A 16167-nucleotide genomic window follows, 5' to 3' on the forward strand; every position below is an offset into this window, starting at 1 on the left:
CACGTCGTGGTGGGCGCTCACGCCGCACGTGCGCGGCCATGGCGACATCCTCAAGGGAGATAGGGCGGACTATGGTGGCTCGGGCGGCTCCGTTCAAGCGCCGCGGCTGTCTTACGGGCGATGGGCCCCATGTGCCAGAGCTTGACTCGCTTCCTGAGACCCGGCAGCGTCCCGCCGCCATTCCACCCGGTTCTCGGGGTGACCCGATAAGAGCTAAAGGGCGCAAACACCATGACGATTTTCGCGCTGACTTTTCCGGATTTCGATCCGGTCGCCCTCTCGATTGGGCCATTCGCCATCAAGTGGTACGGGCTCTCCTATCTGGCCGGACTGGTCATCGGCTGGATCTACATTCGCCGCCTTCTGAGCCAACCCACTCTCTGGCGCAACAACACGCCTCCGTTCAGCGTGGCGAAGGTGGACGATCTCCTGCTCTACATCACGCTCGGCGTGGTGCTCGGCGGGCGCCTCGGCTACGTGCTGCTGTACGAACCCGCCACCTATCTCGCCGCGCCCGCCGACATCCTGGCGGTCTGGAAGGGCGGCATGAGCTTCCACGGCGCGCTCGCGGGCTGCGCGTTCTCGGTCTGGCTGTTCGGCCGCCGCAACGGCGTCAGCGCGCTCAGCGCCATGGATCTCGGCACGGCGGCGGTGCCGCTCGGCATCTTCTTCGGGCGCATCGCGAACTTCATCAACGGCGAGCTGTTCGGCCGCGTGTCCGACGTGCCGTGGGCGATGGTGTTTCCGCACGCGCGCTACCTGCATCCCGACGTCGAGCCCGCGACGCGCCATCCGAGCCAGCTCTATGAAGCCGCGCTCGAAGGCCTCGTGCTGTTCGCCATCATCCGGCTGCTCACGCATTCGTTCGGCGCGCTCAAATCGCCGGGCCTCGTGACGGGCACGTTCCTCACCGGCTATGCGCTGGCGCGCTCGTTCGGCGAGATCTTCCGCGAGCCGCACATCCATCACGCGCTCAACATCGGGCCGCTGACGGCCGGGCAGATCTATTCGCTGCCGATGCTTCTGGGCGGGCTCTACCTCATCTGGCGCGCGCGCCAGGAGGCGACGCCCGGCGTACGATGACGGAGGCGCCACGATCCGAAACGGCGCTCGGGGCCAAGATCAAGACGCTCATCCGCCGTGACGGGCCGATGAGCGTCGCCGGCTTCATGGCGGCGTGCCTCACCGACCCGGAACACGGCTACTACCGCCGTCGGCCCGCGATCGGCGCGGGCGGGGATTTCGTCACGGCGCCGGAAATCAGCCAGGTGTTCGGCGAATTGATCGGGCTGTGGTGCGCCGTCGTCTGGCAGCAGATGGGTTCGCCCAAGCGGCTCAACCTCGTCGAGCTCGGACCCGGGCGCGGCACGCTGATGCGCGATGCGTTGCGGGCGGCGCGGATCGTGCCGGGCTTTCGCGACGCGCTGGATGTGCATCTCGTCGACCGGAACGAAACGCTTCGCGACCTGCAGCAGGCGGCGCTGGCGGACTGCGGCGTGGCGCTCCACTTTCATGCCGACGCTTGCGACGCGTTGCTTCTTCCTTCTCGGATTGCCAGCGAGCCGACGCTCGTGCTCGCCAACGAGTTTCTCGACGCGATGCCCGTCGAGCAGGTGCAGTTCGCGGGCGGCGCCTGGCGCAGGCGTCTGGTCGTGCTCGACGCGGCGCAGGCGGGCCTTTGCTTCGAGCCTGACTTGCGTTCAGTGGTTGAGCCTCATCCGGCGCCGGACACCCTGCGACCGGCCGAGGGCGACATCTTCGAGTTTTCGCCGGCCATCGATGCGCTCGCCTCTGCGCTCCGGACGCGGGCGGGGTTCGCGCCGCTCGCAGCGCTGTTCATCGACTACGGACACGCGGCCTCAGGCTTCGGTGACACGCTGCAGGGCGTTGCCGGGCATCGCTATGCCTCGCCTCTCGATGCTCCGGGCGAAACCGATCTTTCGGCGCAGGTCGACTTTCAGAGCTTCGCAGGCCGATGCCAGGGGGCCGGGCTCGCGGTGGATGGTCCGGTTCCGCAAGCCGAGTTCCTGGGGCGGCTCGGCATCGTCGAGCGTGCCTCGCGCCTGATGTCGGTCAATCCGGACAAGGCGGGCGCTGTGGAAGCGGGCGTGCAAAGGCTGCTGGCGCCCACCGGCATGGGCGCACGCTTTCTCGCGCTCGGCGTGCGGTCGGCGGAGCTTGCGCCTCTACCTGGTCTTGCCTAAATCGAAGCGACGCGAGACGAACCGCGTTTCGAGACTTGATCCCAAGGACTTTGGCCCCAACGACAGCGAGCCTTCATGCTGAGCCCCATTCAGGCCGACAGTCTTTCCATCCTCCCCGGCATCCGGCACGGCTTCTTCACGCGGCAGGGCGGACGATCGCGCGGGCTCTATGCGAGCCTCAATTGTGGCGCGGGCTCGAAAGACGATCCGGTGGCGGTGATCGAGAACCGCGCGCGGGTGGCGCAGCACCTCGGCAGCTTCCACGACGACGTGCAGACGATCTATCAGGTGCACAGCGCCGACGTGCACGTGGTTAATGCGCTCGCGCCGCGCGAGAGCCTGCCCAAGGCGGACGCGCTCGTCACGCGCACGCGGGGCCTCGCCATCGGTGTTCTCACCGCGGACTGTGCGCCGGTGTTGTTCGCGGACCCCGAGGCGGGTGTGGTGGCGTGCGCGCACGCGGGCTGGCGCGGGGCGATCGGCGGCGTGCTCGAGGCCACCGTCGCCGCGATGGAAAGCCAGGGCGCTGAGCGGTCACGGATTTTCGCGGCCCTGGGGCCGGCAATCAGTCAGAAGTCGTATGAAGTAGGCCCCGAATTCGTGGCCGAGTTCGAAGCTGCCTCGGCCGAAAACAAACGGTTCTTCGCGGTTCCCAAGGGCAAAACCAAGCCCCATTTCGACCTGCCCGCGTTCGTGATGGACCGGCTCGGCAAGCTCGGCATTCATCATGCCGAGCGCGAATCGCCGTGCACCTATGAGAACGAATCGATGTTCTTCAGCTTTCGACGCTCTACGCATCGAAAAGAGCCCGATTACGGGCGCCAAATCTCCGCCATTGTTGTGGCCTAACTGCAAAATCCACAGTCTCGCTGTGGATGTTGCGGATAGAATTAGCCACGAAACCGTTTTCACCTCGATTCCGTCTGGACGCACCGCAGTCGTGTAGTTACAGGACTCGATAGTGGGTACCGGCAAAAGTTCGGGAGTGGATGGCCGCAAAGTATGTACGCCGGCCGCCGGGTTACAGCGGATCATTCATAGGGGGACGTCATCGTGACGACCATTGATGCTGCTGCGACATGGCGTGGAAACAAGTCCATCGTGTTCGCAGTGTTCGCAACCTTGATGGGTTTCGGCCTCGGCGGATGCGAGACGGGCGCGAGCCTGTTCCCGGCAGCCAGCGATCCCGGCACTTCGATCAGCACGAATGGCGGGGCGACCCCGGTCGCGCAGTCCGCGAAGATCGCAATCGCGCCCGTGATCGGCGCTCCCGACACGGTGGCCAAGCAGCTCCAGGCGCAGCTTGCGACCGCGATCGAGGGCCAGCGGATCACCGTCGCGAAGGCGCCGACCGACACCGCCGAATACACCGTGCGCGGCTATGTCGTTTCGGCTCGCGAAAAGGGCCGCACGAAGGTTTCCTACATCTGGGACGTGACCGACCCGGCCGGCAAGCGCGTGAACCGCATTACCGGTGAAGAGGTTCTCTCCGGCGCGCAGTCGAAGGATCCCTGGGCCGCTGTGACGCCGCAGGTGGTCGACACCATTTCCAGCAAGACGGCGGGCTCGCTCGCCACTTGGCTGCCGACGCAGACCGCCGGCGGGGCCATGGCTTCGGCTGGCGCACAGGCCAACACGCATGTCTCGAACGCCGCAGCCGGCGCCGTGCAGACGTCTGCCGTCGTGACGGGCGGCCAGATGGCACCGCCGCCCTCGGCTTCCATCGCACCTCCCTCGGCCGCAGGCGGTCCCACGACCGGCAGCATCGAGCGGTCCGGCGCGGTGAACGCCATGGTGCCGAGCGTCGTCGGCGCACCGGGCGACGGCAGCGTGGCTCTCACGTCCGCCATCCAGCGCGAATTGACGCGCAGCGGCATCGCGCTGACGGCCGCGCCCTCCGATCAGACCTACCGGGTCGAGGGCAAGGTCGTGGTCGGCCAGGGCGCCAACGGCAAGCAGCCGATCCAGATCGACTGGGACGTTAAGGATCCCAAGGGCAAGAAGCTCGGCACGGTTTCTCAAAAGAACGAGATTCCGCAGGGGTCTCTGGACGGAGCCTGGGGCAAGACCGCCGATGCTGCGGCCTCGGCAGCAGCTCAGGGAATCCTGAAGCTCATCCCTCAGACGAAGGTCAACTGACGCATGACGCCGCGGCCACACTCGTTGGACCGCGGCAACACATCAACAGAGTCTGCTAAACATGCCGAGCCCGGGTGGTTTACACACCCGGGCTCGCGCGTTAGAACGCGCGCCATCGAAGGGACGTATGAGGACACTCGATGCCATTCGATGCACGTGACGGCATGGGCAGAGGCGGCCAGACTATGAAGATCGTAGCCGGAAACAGCAACCGGCCACTGGCTGATGCCATCGCCCAGTATCTCAAGGTCGCGCCTGCGAAGTCGCAGGTGAAGCGCTTTGCGGACATGGAAGTGTTCGTCGAGATCCAGGAGAACGTGCGCGGCCAGGACGCGTTCGTGATCCAGTCGACGTCGTTCCCCGCCAACGACAACCTAATGGAACTCCTGATCCTCATCGATGCGTTGAAGCGCTCGTCTGCGCGCCGCATCACCGCCGTGATCCCCTATTTCGGATATGCGCGCCAGGACCGGAAGCCCGGCCCGCGCACGCCCATCTCGGCCAAGCTGGTCGCCAACCTCATCGAGCGCGCCGGCGTCGACCGCGTTCTGACGGTCGACCTGCATGCCGGCCAGATCCAGGGCTTCTTCGACATCCCGACCGACAACCTGTTCGCCGCGCCCGTCATGGTGCGCGACATCCAGGAGCATCACGACACGAAGAACCTCGTCGTCGTCTCGCCGGACGTCGGCGGCGTGGTGCGCGCACGCGCGCTGGCCAAGCGGATCGACGTGCCGATCGCGATCTGCGACAAGCGCCGCGAGCGGCCGGGCGAGTCCGAGGTCATGAACGTGATCGGCGACGTGGACGGCAAGCAGTGCATCCTGATCGACGACATCGTGGACAGCGGCGGCACCATCGTGAACGCGGCCGACGCGCTGCTCGAGAAGGGCGCCACCGACGTCATGTGCTACGTCACGCACGGCGTGCTTTCGGGCGGGGCGGTGTCGCGCATCCAGAACTCGCGACTGAAGTCGCTCGTCATCACGGATTCGATCCTGCCGACCGCCGCCGTGCAGGCCGCGCGCAACATTCGCGTGCTGTCGATAGCGCCGCTGCTCGGAGAAGCCATCCTGCGCACGTCGCGCGAGGAAAGCGTGTCGAGCCTATTCTACTGAAGCCCCTGCCCGCTGCTGCCCTGCCGCGAAGCTTTGCCGCCTACGCGGCTTCGCGACGCCACGGCGGAAACGGATCCGGCAGCTCGGACCACAAGACTGGGTCGGGCTTGGCGCCTTCGGGCACCGTCACCAGACAAGCATCCAGCTCGCGGCGTATCGCAGCCTCGTCCATCTCGCGCGTGCCGATGAACACGATCTCCTGACGACGATCGCCCCACTGCTTGTGCCAGGCGCCCTTGATGCGTGACACCATGTGCTCGTCGTTGGGCCAGTTCTTCTTCGGCACCGCCGCCCACCAGTAGCCGATGGCCTCATGGCGCACCACGGCGCCCGCCTGCGCAAGCTCGCCCACCCATTGCGGGCGCGTCGCGAGCCAGAAGAAGCCTTTTGCGCGGATCACGCCCGGCCAGGACGTGTTGAAGAACGCATGCAGCTTGGCCGGCTCAAACGGCGCGCGTGCGCGGTAGACGAAGCTCGATATGCCGTATTCCTCGGTCTCGGGATGATGATCCTTGAAGCCGTTGAGCTCCTTGAACCACGTCGGATGGCGATGGGCGGTGTCGAAATCGAACAGGCCGGTATCGAGAATATCGGCTGCGTCCACGCGCGCGTTGGACGCCTGGATCACGCGGGCATCGGCGTTGAGGGCGCGGATGATCGCCCACGCGGTGGCAATCTGCTCAGGCGTTGCGATGTCGATCTTGTTCAGCACGATGACGTCGGCAAACTCGATCTGCTCGACCAGAAGCTGCACCAGGGGCCGCTCGTCGTCCTCGGACGCGCGCTCGCCGCGGTCTTCGAGAAAATCCTGCGAGGCATAGTTCTGAAGGAGGTGGGCCGCATCGACCACCGTCACCATCGTGTCCAGGCGAGCGACATCCGACAGGCTGAAGCCGTTCTCGTCGCGGAACTCGAAGGTGGTGGCGACGGGAAGCGGTTCGGCGATGCCGGTGGATTCGATCAGAAGGTAGTCGAAGCGGCGTTCTTCGGCGAGGCGGCGCACCTCGCTCAAGAGATCGTCGCGAAGCGTGCAGCAGATGCAGCCGTTCGACATCTCGACCAGCGTCTCGTCCGTGCGCGAGAGGTTGGCGCCGCCCTTTTCGACGAGCCCGGCGTCGATGTTCACCTCGCTCATGTCGTTGACGATGACCGCGACCTTGAGGCCGTCGCGATTGTTCAGGACGTAATTGAGCAGCGTCGTTTTACCGGCGCCGAGAAATCCCGAAAGTACCGTGACCGGCAGGCGATGATCCTGGCGGGCCGGGTTGCTCTTGATGTGCTCCGCAAGCTTGCTGTCCATTGGGGGGGGCTCCTGGAGGTGTCTGGGGTCATTTGGGTTGCGCGAAAGGGCGCGCGTTCACGCATGGCCGTGCATGCGCGGTCCAGCCACGCACGGCCTCTGCTCGTGTGATGTGTCGCTCAGTTCAACTTGACGGAACCGAACAGGCGCACGCTAGCGCCGGGTCCGAGGACGTCTTCGCGCCGCTTGAACGAGGCGTGATTGAGCACCTCGTCATCGGCCAGGTTCTCGCCCTTGAGACCGATGGTGTAGACCGGGGCCGACACGCCGCCGTCCGCGCTCTGGTAGGTGTAGGTCACTTCGGCGGAGACAAGCGTGTAACCGGGCGTGGCAATCTCTTCCAAGCCGATCCGGTTCTGATCGAAGGCGTGCAGAACGCCGACCCGCGCGGACCAGTTGGCGTCGCGGTAGTAGAGACCACCGCCGAGCCGATGCGGAGGAATGCGCGGCACGTTCTCGCCGTTCTCGAACTCGGCATTGACGAAGTCGTACTGCCCGTCGATGCCCCAAACGCCGTTCCAGATCGGTGCGACGTCATACTGGCCCGCGACCTCCATGCCGTAGAAGCGTGCGTCGCGCTGCTGGAAGTGAACGAGGTCGAAAGCTTCGTGCGCGTGGCCGCCTCCGCCGCCGCCTCCACCCGCAACCTCGCAGTGGAATTCGCCTCCGGCCTCGGGAGCGCCGTCGCATTCGCGGTCCGTGAGCTGGCGGTAGATGAAGCCGTTGTAGCGCGTGTAGTAGACCGAGGCGTCGAAGCGGAAAGCGCCCGTCGACCGCTTCAAGCCAGCTTCGAGCGTGGTTGCGCGTTCGACATCGAGGAACGGGTTGCCGACCTCGAACGTGCCGGTCGCCTCGTGCATGCCCTTTGAGAACAGCTCGGCCGCATCGGGTGCACGCTCGACGTATTGGCCGGTCAGGCGCCCGACGGTCTGGAAGGGAAGCGCCTGCAGCAGGCCAAGGCTGGCGCTGGTCGGCGTGAAGCTGCGTTCACCTGTAAAGGTGCTCGGCAGGAAGTGATCCGGATCGCCCGGGTCTTCCGTGAATGCGTCCCAGCCTTGCCCATCCACCGATGAATGCTCGATGCGGGCGGCGGCCTGGAGCTTCATCGTTGGGCTGAGGCTCAGCTCCTCGAACCAGAATGCGGCGACGCTGTCGGTCGAGACGGGCTCGAGCAGCGATTCCCCTTCGAAGCTCTGGCCGCGCGTATCACGGCTGCCCCATTGCGCGCCGAACGCACCCGTCAATTCGCCTACAACGGTGCCGACCGGAAGATGCTGCAGCTCGACGCGCGCTTCCTGCTCCTTGTTCGTAAACCGCGAGCCGATTTCGAATTCGTTTTCGACCCCCGGATCGTGGATCGCGAGCTCGTCGTGCGCGTAGTTGGATGCGCCGAACCAGAACCGCACGGCTTCGAGGCCGTAGTCGCGAACGCGCCATTCGCCGCGGGCGAGCACCTTCTGCTGCTCCATATCGATGCGCGGCACGACGCCTTCGCGCGCCTCGTCGCCAGGAATGCCGTACAGGCTTTCGATATGGGCAAAGGCCACGCCGATGAAACCGTCGGGGCCGACGCGCGACACGCCGAAGGAGCCGCCCTTGCTGTCGACGAACGAGTTCAGCTCACGGCCGCGCGGCGTGTCGTAGTCCTCGGCGTTGCGCGCGAACCCGTCCGCGTGCACGACGATGCCGTTGGGCGTGCCGGCCGTGACGGCAAATGAGCCATCCGCGCTGTCATCGACCGACGTCAGGCCGCCGCGCACCACGCCGCTCACGCCGCCTTTCGGCGCGAAAGTTGGAATGCGCTCGTTCTCTACAGCAACGACGCCGCCGATAGCCTGCGAGCCGTAGCGCAGCGTTGCCGGGCCGCGCACGACCTCGACCCTGTCGGCGGAGTTCGGATCGATCGGCACGGCGTGATCTTCCGAGATCGCCGCGACGTCGTGCGTGCCGATGCCGTCCTCCTGGGTGCGGACGCGGTAGCTGTCGAGACCGCGGATGATCGGCCGATTGGCACCGGGCGCGAACGACGTGGACGAGATGCCGGGCTCGTTTGCGAGCGCATCGGTGAGGGTCGGCCCGTTGGAGGCCGCGATCTCGCTGTCCGTCACGGTGGTGACCGCGACGAACGCGTGGTCGTCCAGAACCGTGCCGGGCGGAACCGCGACCTGCTCGGCCGCCGGCGATGCTTGAGTTGCAGCTCCTGCCGACGCGTTCTTCTTCGGCCGGGATTTGGCCTTCACCACCGGGCTCGAGGTCGTCACTTCGACCGGCGGCAGCTCCTGGACCGAGGGCTGCTCCTGCGCACGGCTGCCCGGGGCTGCCAGAAGCACGCCCGAGGTCAGCGCCGCGGTCGCGCAAGCGATCCCCGCCGCGCGCGTCTTGCGCCCATGTACCTTGCTCCGCATCCCAGTCCCCTCGCCGCTAACGGATGTTATATTATCCGTACTAGCAGCCGCATTCGACGCTGGCAATACTGTTTTGGATTTTATCACAACCGGCGCTGATTCGGCGACACGGGCTGGACATGCGCTCTGATATTGCGCGCTGACAGGGGACTCTCGGGCCTTCATGAACGCCGGAAATTGGCGGCTCAAGCCGCGCATTCCAGGCGCTGTGCCGCCCATACGCAGAAGACATAAGGACTTGTTTATATCTTATTGCGGCGTGCGGTCTGCGACGCTATACGAGGGCCGACTCTCGGGCCGGGCGCCATCGCTCCCGGCAAACGCGCGCACATGAGGCCCCAATGACCGACTACATCGTCAAAGACATTTCGCTCGCGGATTTCGGCCGCAAGGAGATCGATCTCGCGGAAACGGAAATGCCCGGCCTGATGGCCATCCGCGCCGAATACGGCCCCAGCCAGCCCCTCAAGGGCGCGCGCATCGCCGGCTCGCTGCACATGACCATTCAGACCGCCGTGCTGATCGAGACGCTCAAGGCGCTCGGCGCTGACGTCCGCTGGGTGTCGTGCAACATCTTCTCGACCCAGGACCACGCCGCAGCCGCCATCGCCAAGGCCGGCACGCCGGTGTTCGCGTTCAAGGGCGAGACGCTGGTCGAATACTGGGACTTCACCGCAAAGCTGTTCGACTGGCACGGCGGCGGCTTCCCGAACATGATCCTGGATGACGGCGGCGACGCCACCATGCTCATCCACCACGGCCTGACGGCCGAGCAGGGCGACACCGCCTTCCTCGACAAGCCGGGCTCCGAGGAAGAGGAGATCTTCTTCGCTCTCATCAAGCGCCTGCTCAAGGACAAGCCCAAGGGCTGGTTCGCCGAGGCGGCCAAGTCGATCCGCGGCGTATCGGAAGAAACCACCACGGGCGTGCACCGTCTCTACAAGCTCGCCGAGCAGGGCAAGCTCTTGTTCCCCGCCATCAACGTCAACGACAGCGTCACCAAGTCGAAGTTCGACAACCTCTACGGCTGCCGTGAATCACTGGTGGACGCCATCCGCCGCGGCACCGACGTGATGCTCGCCGGCAAGGTGGCGTTCGTTGCGGGCTTCGGCGACGTCGGCAAGGGCTCGGCCGCCTCGCTGCGCCAGGCCGGCGCGCGCGTGATCGTCTCGGAAGTCGATCCGATCTGCGCACTGCAGGCCTCGATGGAAGGCTATGAAGTCGCGACCATCGAAGACGCCTTCAGCCGCGCCGACATCTACGTCACGGCGACCGGCAACAAGGACATCATCACCGTCGATCACATGCGCCAGATGAAGGACCGCGCCATCGTCTGCAACATCGGCCACTTCGACAACGAGATCCAGGTCGCGGGCCTCAAGAACTTCAAGTGGGCCAACATCAAACCGCAGGTGGACGAGATCGAGTTCCCGTCGGGCAACCGCATCATTCTGCTGTCGGAAGGCCGCCTCGTGAACCTCGGCAACGCGATGGGCCATCCGTCGTTCGTGATGAGCTCGTCGTTCTCCAACCAGACGCTGGCGCAGATCGATCTGTGGGCGAACCCTGGTAAGTACGAGAAGAAGGTCTACACGCTGCCCAAGGTTCTCGACGAGAAGGTCGCGGCGCTGCACCTCGAGAAGCTCGGCGTGAAGCTCACCAAGCTGCGCCCCGACCAGGCTGACTACATCGGCGTGCCGGTCAACGGCCCGTTCAAGCCCGAGCACTACCGCTACTAAGACGACTTTCCTCTCCCCGCTGATCGTGGCCGCGGGGCCGCGTCGGCGGGGAGAGGCACCACTGTGCCCCGGCGGGACTGGCATCGGTCCCAGAAGCTCCCCATAATTCGACAGCGATTCGCACGGCCGACGCCACGTCCGGCTGCCAGTTCATGCGCGCGCGTTCGTGCCGTTATTCATTTCGACGACACCGCCGAATTCCGGGATCAAAGCCAATCAGAAGCCCCACACCAGAGCGGCAGAACACGCGAGTCGAGATCGCCATGCTCGTGCTAGCGAGCCTCGCGTGCGTTGCCGTGCTGACCGCCACGCTGGCATCCGGCCGCAGGCTGATCGAATCCGGCGGCCTGCCGGGCGGAACGTGGCTGCTCGCCGCGCTCGTGGCCGCGGGCGGCGCCGGCACGATCTACCTCCTCTACCAGACCATCACCTCCATGCGCACGCAGGCGCGCCGCGCCCAGGACGAGGCGCGCGACCTGCGCCGTCAGCTCGCGGCCGCGGAAGCCCTGATCAAGTCCGAGCCGCAGGTGCTCATGCATTGGGAGCAGGGGCGCGGCTTTTCGGTCGTCACCAATACGCTCAACGGCGTGCCGGGACTGCCGGGCAACGCCATCGAGCTCGTGCGCTTCAATTTCTGGCTCGATCAGAAGAGCACGGCGGCGCTCAAGTCCGCGCTCGACGGATTGCTGTCCGAGGGGCGAGCCTTCAACCTCATCCTCAAGACGGCGGCCGGCGGGCACATCGAGGCGGACGGACGGGCGGCCGGCGCACGCGCAGTGCTGCGCTTCAAGGATGTCGCGGGCTACAAGCGCGACCTTTCGGTCATTCTCGACCAGCACATGCGCCTGGCGCGCGACGTGCGATCCAGCCGGGCGCTGCTCAGCGCGCTGCCGCATCCGGCCTGGCTCAGCGACGCATCCGACCGGCTGACGTGGGTCAACAGCGCCTACGTCAAGGCGGTCGACGCGGAAAGCGAAGCCGAGGTGATCGACGGCCAGATCGCGCTGTTGGAGTCGCGCCAGCGCAAGATCGTGGCGCGCGCGCTCAAGTCGGGCCAGACCTACAACGACCGCATTCCCCTCGTCATCGGCTCGGAGCGCAAGGTGCACGCCGTGACCGTGCTGCCGCTCGGAGACGCAACGGCGGGCGCGGCCATCGACGTTGCCGATCTCGAATCCGCCAAGGGCGAGCTCGATCGCCAGGTGGCGGCCTACGACCGCACGCTCGATCGCGTGGCGACCGCGGTTGCGATCTTCAACTCCGAGCAGAAGCTCACGTTCTTCAATGCGGCGTATCTGAAGCTCTGGAAGCTCGATGCGGACTGGCTTGCGACCTCGCCCGGCGACGGGGCGGTGCTGGACCGTCTGCGTGAGCGTGGACGTCTGCCTGAAGTCGTGAACTATCGCGAGTGGAAGTCGCGCCTGCTCAGGGCCTACAAGGAAGAGAGCGAACACGAGGACTGGTGGCATCTGCCGGACGGGCGCGTCGTGCACGTGATGGCGGCGCAGCGGCCGGACGGCGGCGTGACCTACCTCTACAAGGACGAGACGGAACGCCTCGCGCTCGAGAGCGACTACAATGCCCTCATCGGCGTGCAGCGCGAGACGCTCGACAGCCTCAAGGAAGGCGTCGCCGTGTTCGGTACCGACGGCCGCCTCAAGCTGCACAACTCGTCGTTCGCCGCGATCTGGAAGCTTTCGCCGAAGAAGCTGGACGACGAGAGCCCGCACATCGAGGATTTCATCTCCATCACGCAGGCGCTGCACGGCGGCGAAAGCATGTGGATCGAAATCAAGAGCGCCGTGACCTCGTTCGAGGATCGCGAGGCGCTCGAAGGGCAGATGCTGCGGCCGGACCAGAGCGTGATCGACTACGCCGTCACGCCACTGCCCGACGGCGGCACGCTGCTGACGTTCGTCGACGTGACGGATTCCAAGCGCTACGAGCGCGCGCTGATCGAGCGCAACGAAGCCCTCATCACGGCGGACAAGCTCAAGAACCAGTTCATCAGCCATATTTCCTATGAGCTGCGCACGCCGCTGACGAACATCATCGGCTTCAGCGAGCTGCTGGCGAACCCGATCTTCGGCGCATTGACGGGGCGCCAGCGGGAATACCTGGAAGACATCTCGTTCTCGTCCAAGACGCTGCTCGCCATCATCGACGACATCTTGGATCTCGCGACCATCGACGCGGGCGGGCTCGAACTGACGTTGGAGCCGGTGAACGTGCGGGCCGTCATCGACCAGGCCATCGTGAGCGTGCGCGAACGGGCGGCGCATGCGCGCCTGACCCTCGACATCGCCATCGCCGACGACGCGACGACGTTTCTCGCCGATGCGCAGCGGGTGCGGCAGGTGCTGCAAAACCTGCTTTCGAACGCCGTTGGCTTCTCGAAACCCGAGGGTGTCGTGCACCTCTCGTGCTGGCGGGAAGACGGCCAGATGGTGTTCATGGTCGAGGATCAGGGCGTCGGCATCCCGAAAGACCAGCAGCAGCGCATTTTCGAGCGCTTCGAAAGCCGCAGCCAGGGCTCCAAGCATCGCGGGGCGGGCCTCGGACTTTCCATTGTCAAGAGCCTCGTCGACCTCCACGGGGGCGACACCGTGCTCGACAGCGAGCCTGGAAGAGGAACCAAGGTCACGGTACGCTTCCCCGAACGCGGCTTGGAAGAGAACGTGAATGTCCCCACCAGCACCGGATCCGACGCAACACACCCTGCCGCAGCACGATTGGCGCGTAACTGACGCCTCGGAAAGCGCAGCAGGCCTGCTTGCGCAGCGCATCGCGCTGAAGCTCGCGCCTGGCGATGTGGTCGCGCTCTCGGGCGATCTCGGGGCCGGCAAAACAACGTTCGCGCGCGCGCTCATCCGCGCGCTGCTCGCCGATCCGGCGGCCGAAATCCCGAGCCCGACGTTTTCCCTCGTCCAGGTTTACCCAGCGCCTCGTTTCGAGGTCGCGCATCTCGATCTCTACCGGCTTGCGGGCGAGGACGAACTCGACGAACTCGGGCTCGACGAAATCCTGACCCACGGCGCGGCAATCATCGAATGGCCGGAGCGGGCGCCGAACCTGCGTGCGTCGGCGCGTCTCGACATCCATTTCACGCAAGGCTCTGAGCCCGACCTGCGCACGATCCGCTTCTCAGCATCGGGATCCTGGGCCAAGCGGCTCGGCCGCATCGAACAGATGTCGCGCTTTCTCGATGGTGAGCCCGAGTGGGCCCGCGCGACGAGCGCCTACCTGCAGGGCGACGCTTCTGCGCGCGCGTATGCGCGGCTCGCGACCTCTTCCCCTGCCCCTTGTGGGGTGGGGGGAAGCCCGACAATTGACGGTCGTGAGTCCCCCCCTCCCGGCCTCCCCCACGAGGGGGGAGGAGCAGGAGCCGTGGGGGGAGGGGAATTCCAGAGCGCGATCCTGATGGACCAGCCGCGCCAGCCGGACGGCCCGCCGATCCGTGATGGACGCCCTTACAGCCGCATCGCAGGACTTGCGGAGGACGTGCGCCCGTTCGTGGCCGTCGCATCGGCCTTGCGCGGCTGCAATCTCAGCGCGCCGGAGATTTTCGCCGCCGATCTCGACAACGGATTCCTCGTGCTCGAAGACTTTGGCGACCGCGTGTACGGGGCGGAGCTCGCGGCGGGCGCATCCCAGGAAGAGCTGTGGCGGGCCGCGACCGAAGCGCTGCTGGTGCTCGGCACGATCCCCGTGCCGGACGCCATCCCGCTTCCGAACGGCGAGGTGCACCGCGTGCCCGCGCAGGATCGCGACGTGCTGGGCATCGAAGTGGACCTGCTGCCCGAGTGGTACTGGCCGGCGGTGCATGGCGGGCCGATCCCGTCTGACGTCCGCGCAGACTTCGACGCGGCGTGGAGCTCGGTGTTCGACCGCCTCGACGGCGAGCCCGCGGGCTGGGTGCTGCGCGACTATCATTCCCCCAACCTGGTCTGGCTGCCCGAGCGAGAGGGCTATCAGCGCGCGGGGCTATTGGACTTCCAGGACGCGCTCAAGGGATCGCTCGCCTACGATCTCGTATCGCTGCTGCAGGATGCGCGCCTCGACGTGCCGGACAAGCTCGAGCACAAGCTGCTCGCCTACTATCTGCGCATGCGCGGGGCCGTTGAGCCCGGGTTCGATGCGGGGCGGTTTCAGTTCGCCTATGCGGCGCTCGGCGTCCAGCGCAACACCAAGATTCTCGGGATATTCGCGCGTCTCGCCGCCCGCGACGGAAAGCGCGCGTATTTGCGTCACATCCCTCGCATATGGGGCTATCTGGCGCGCGGGCTCGCCCATCCGGAGCTTGCCGCGCTCTCCCGCTGGTTCGATGCGCATTTCCCGCAGGCGATCCGCGAGGTGCCGCTCAACATCCCGACCCTCAAGAGTTCCCCTACATGACCCACCCTGTGACGACGGCCATGGTGCTTGCGGCCGGATTCGGCAAACGCATGCGGCCATTGACCGACGCGATGCCGAAACCCCTCGTGCCCCTCAAGGGCAAACCGCTGATCGACCATGTGCTGGACCGGCTGGCCGCCGGGGGCATCACGCGCGCCGTCGTCAACGTGCACTACCTGGGCGACATGCTGGAAACGCATCTCGCCAGCCGCACGCGGCGGCCTTCGATTGTGATTTCCGACGAGCGCGACGCCATCCTGGATACCGGCGGCGGAGTGGCGCGCGCGCTGCCGCTGCTCGGCGACGGTCCGTTCGTGATCCACAATTCCGATTCGGTCTGGATCGAGGGCGTCAGCTCGAACATCGCCCGGCTGATCGCGGAATTCGACCCCGACCGCATGGACAGCCTCATGCTGCTGGCGCTCGGCGCAACGAGCATGGGCTATGACGGCCACGGAGATTTTTCCATGGCGCCGGACGGCCTGCTGGCGCGCCCCGGCGAGCGGCGCGAGCAGCCGTTCGTGTTCACGGGCGTCTCGATTGCCCATCCCCGCCTGTTCGCGGGCGCGCCCGAGGGGCCGTTCTCGCTCAACCTGCTGTGGGACCGCGCCATCGCGCGCGGGCGCCTGTTCGGGCTTCGTCTGGACGGCTCCTGGATGCATGTCGGCACGCCGCAGTCGGTGCAGGACGCGGAACAGTGGATAGACCGGTCCGCCGCCGTCTAAGCGCTTCATTTGCAGGCTATACGGGACACTCGATCGCGTTTTCCCGCGTTGGCGACGCACGCCCTGGGCTCCGGATTTAGCTGCGCACGCGCATGGCTCCCGGATGGTTGTTCAACTGCGGCCACACACCCGGCCGCATGTC

At 66.1% G+C, this 16167-nt stretch carries 11 protein-coding genes; 9 read left to right on the forward strand and 2 right to left on the reverse strand.

What is annotated here, in order from left to right; genetic code table 11:
* The first annotated feature begins 231 nt into the window (after positions 1–231).
* From lgt to K2Y42_RS10795, 5 genes are all read left to right on the forward strand, one after another.
* Positions 232–1083, forward strand: a complete 852-nt coding sequence (gene lgt / locus K2Y42_RS10775) for a prolipoprotein diacylglyceryl transferase (protein ID WP_291152173.1) — start codon at positions 232–234, stop codon at positions 1081–1083.
* Positions 1080–2204 carry an SAM-dependent methyltransferase gene (locus K2Y42_RS10780; protein ID WP_291152175.1) on the forward strand — a complete coding sequence of 375 codons (1125 nt, stop codon included), beginning with the start codon at positions 1080–1082 and terminating at the stop codon, positions 2202–2204. The genes lgt and K2Y42_RS10780 overlap by 4 nt, the downstream gene beginning before the upstream one ends.
* Positions 2205–2279: 75 nt before the next feature.
* Positions 2280–3053, forward strand: a complete 774-nt coding sequence (gene pgeF / locus K2Y42_RS10785; protein WP_291152179.1) for a peptidoglycan editing factor PgeF — start codon at positions 2280–2282, stop codon at positions 3051–3053.
* Between the two features lie 204 nt (positions 3054–3257).
* Positions 3258–4343 carry a hypothetical protein gene (locus K2Y42_RS10790; protein WP_291152181.1) on the forward strand — a complete coding sequence of 362 codons (1086 nt, stop codon included), beginning with the start codon at positions 3258–3260 and terminating at the stop codon, positions 4341–4343.
* Positions 4344–4528: 185 nt separating this feature from the next.
* A complete protein-coding gene (locus K2Y42_RS10795) occupies positions 4529–5461 on the forward strand; it encodes a ribose-phosphate pyrophosphokinase (protein WP_291154015.1) in 933 nt (310 codons plus the stop codon).
* 40 nt (positions 5462–5501) lie between these two features.
* Here K2Y42_RS10795 and zigA read toward each other — a convergent pair whose 3' ends face one another.
* Both zigA and K2Y42_RS10805 read right to left on the reverse strand, forming a co-directional pair.
* On the reverse strand, positions 5502–6761 hold the full coding sequence (gene zigA / locus K2Y42_RS10800) for a zinc metallochaperone GTPase ZigA (RefSeq protein WP_291152184.1): 1260 nt from the start codon (positions 6759–6761) through the stop codon (positions 5502–5504).
* 119 nt (positions 6762–6880) lie between these two features.
* Positions 6881–9166, reverse strand: coding sequence for a TonB-dependent receptor (locus tag K2Y42_RS10805; RefSeq protein WP_291152186.1), 2286 nt, complete (start codon positions 9164–9166; stop codon positions 6881–6883).
* Between the two features lie 341 nt (positions 9167–9507).
* Here K2Y42_RS10805 and ahcY point away from each other — a divergent pair, with 341 nt between their 5' ends.
* From ahcY to K2Y42_RS10825, 4 genes are all read left to right on the forward strand, one after another.
* Positions 9508–10905 (forward strand): adenosylhomocysteinase, encoded by a 1398-nt coding sequence (ahcY, locus tag K2Y42_RS10810; RefSeq protein ID WP_291152188.1) that lies wholly within the window; start codon positions 9508–9510, stop codon positions 10903–10905.
* 263 nt (positions 10906–11168) lie between these two features.
* Positions 11169–13652 carry a PAS domain-containing sensor histidine kinase gene (locus K2Y42_RS10815; RefSeq protein ID WP_291152190.1) on the forward strand — a complete coding sequence of 828 codons (2484 nt, stop codon included), beginning with the start codon at positions 11169–11171 and terminating at the stop codon, positions 13650–13652.
* Positions 13588–15300: a tRNA (adenosine(37)-N6)-threonylcarbamoyltransferase complex ATPase subunit type 1 TsaE gene (gene tsaE, locus K2Y42_RS10820; RefSeq protein WP_291152192.1), complete on the forward strand. Its 1713-nt coding sequence runs from the start codon at positions 13588–13590 to the stop codon at positions 15298–15300. Before K2Y42_RS10815 ends, tsaE begins: the two co-directional genes overlap by 65 nt.
* A complete protein-coding gene (locus K2Y42_RS10825; protein ID WP_291152194.1) occupies positions 15297–16025 on the forward strand; it encodes a nucleotidyltransferase family protein in 729 nt (242 codons plus the stop codon). The genes tsaE and K2Y42_RS10825 overlap by 4 nt, the downstream gene beginning before the upstream one ends.
* Positions 16026–16167 lie beyond the last annotated feature (142 nt).

It is taken from the genome of Hyphomicrobium sp. (genome assembly GCF_019744875.1).
GTDB lineage: Bacteria > Pseudomonadota > Alphaproteobacteria > Rhizobiales > Hyphomicrobiaceae > Hyphomicrobium_C.

Coding starts and splice junctions, on each gene's coding strand:
- lgt (WP_291152173.1), top strand. CDS start 232: ATGACGATTTTCGCGCTGACTTTTCCGGATTTCGATCCGGTCGCCCTC.
- K2Y42_RS10780 (WP_291152175.1), top strand. CDS start 1,080: ATGACGGAGGCGCCACGATCCGAAACGGCGCTCGGGGCCAAGATCAAG.
- pgeF (WP_291152179.1), top strand. CDS start 2,280: ATGCTGAGCCCCATTCAGGCCGACAGTCTTTCCATCCTCCCCGGCATC.
- K2Y42_RS10795 (WP_291154015.1), top strand. CDS start 4,529: ATGAAGATCGTAGCCGGAAACAGCAACCGGCCACTGGCTGATGCCATC.
- zigA (WP_291152184.1), bottom strand. CDS start 6,761: ATGGACAGCAAGCTTGCGGAGCACATCAAGAGCAACCCGGCCCGCCAG.
- K2Y42_RS10805 (WP_291152186.1), bottom strand. CDS start 9,166: ATGCGGAGCAAGGTACATGGGCGCAAGACGCGCGCGGCGGGGATCGCT.
- ahcY (WP_291152188.1), top strand. CDS start 9,508: ATGACCGACTACATCGTCAAAGACATTTCGCTCGCGGATTTCGGCCGC.
- K2Y42_RS10815 (WP_291152190.1), top strand. CDS start 11,169: ATGCTCGTGCTAGCGAGCCTCGCGTGCGTTGCCGTGCTGACCGCCACG.
- tsaE (WP_291152192.1), top strand. CDS start 13,588: ATGTCCCCACCAGCACCGGATCCGACGCAACACACCCTGCCGCAGCAC.
- K2Y42_RS10825 (WP_291152194.1), top strand. CDS start 15,297: ATGACCCACCCTGTGACGACGGCCATGGTGCTTGCGGCCGGATTCGGC.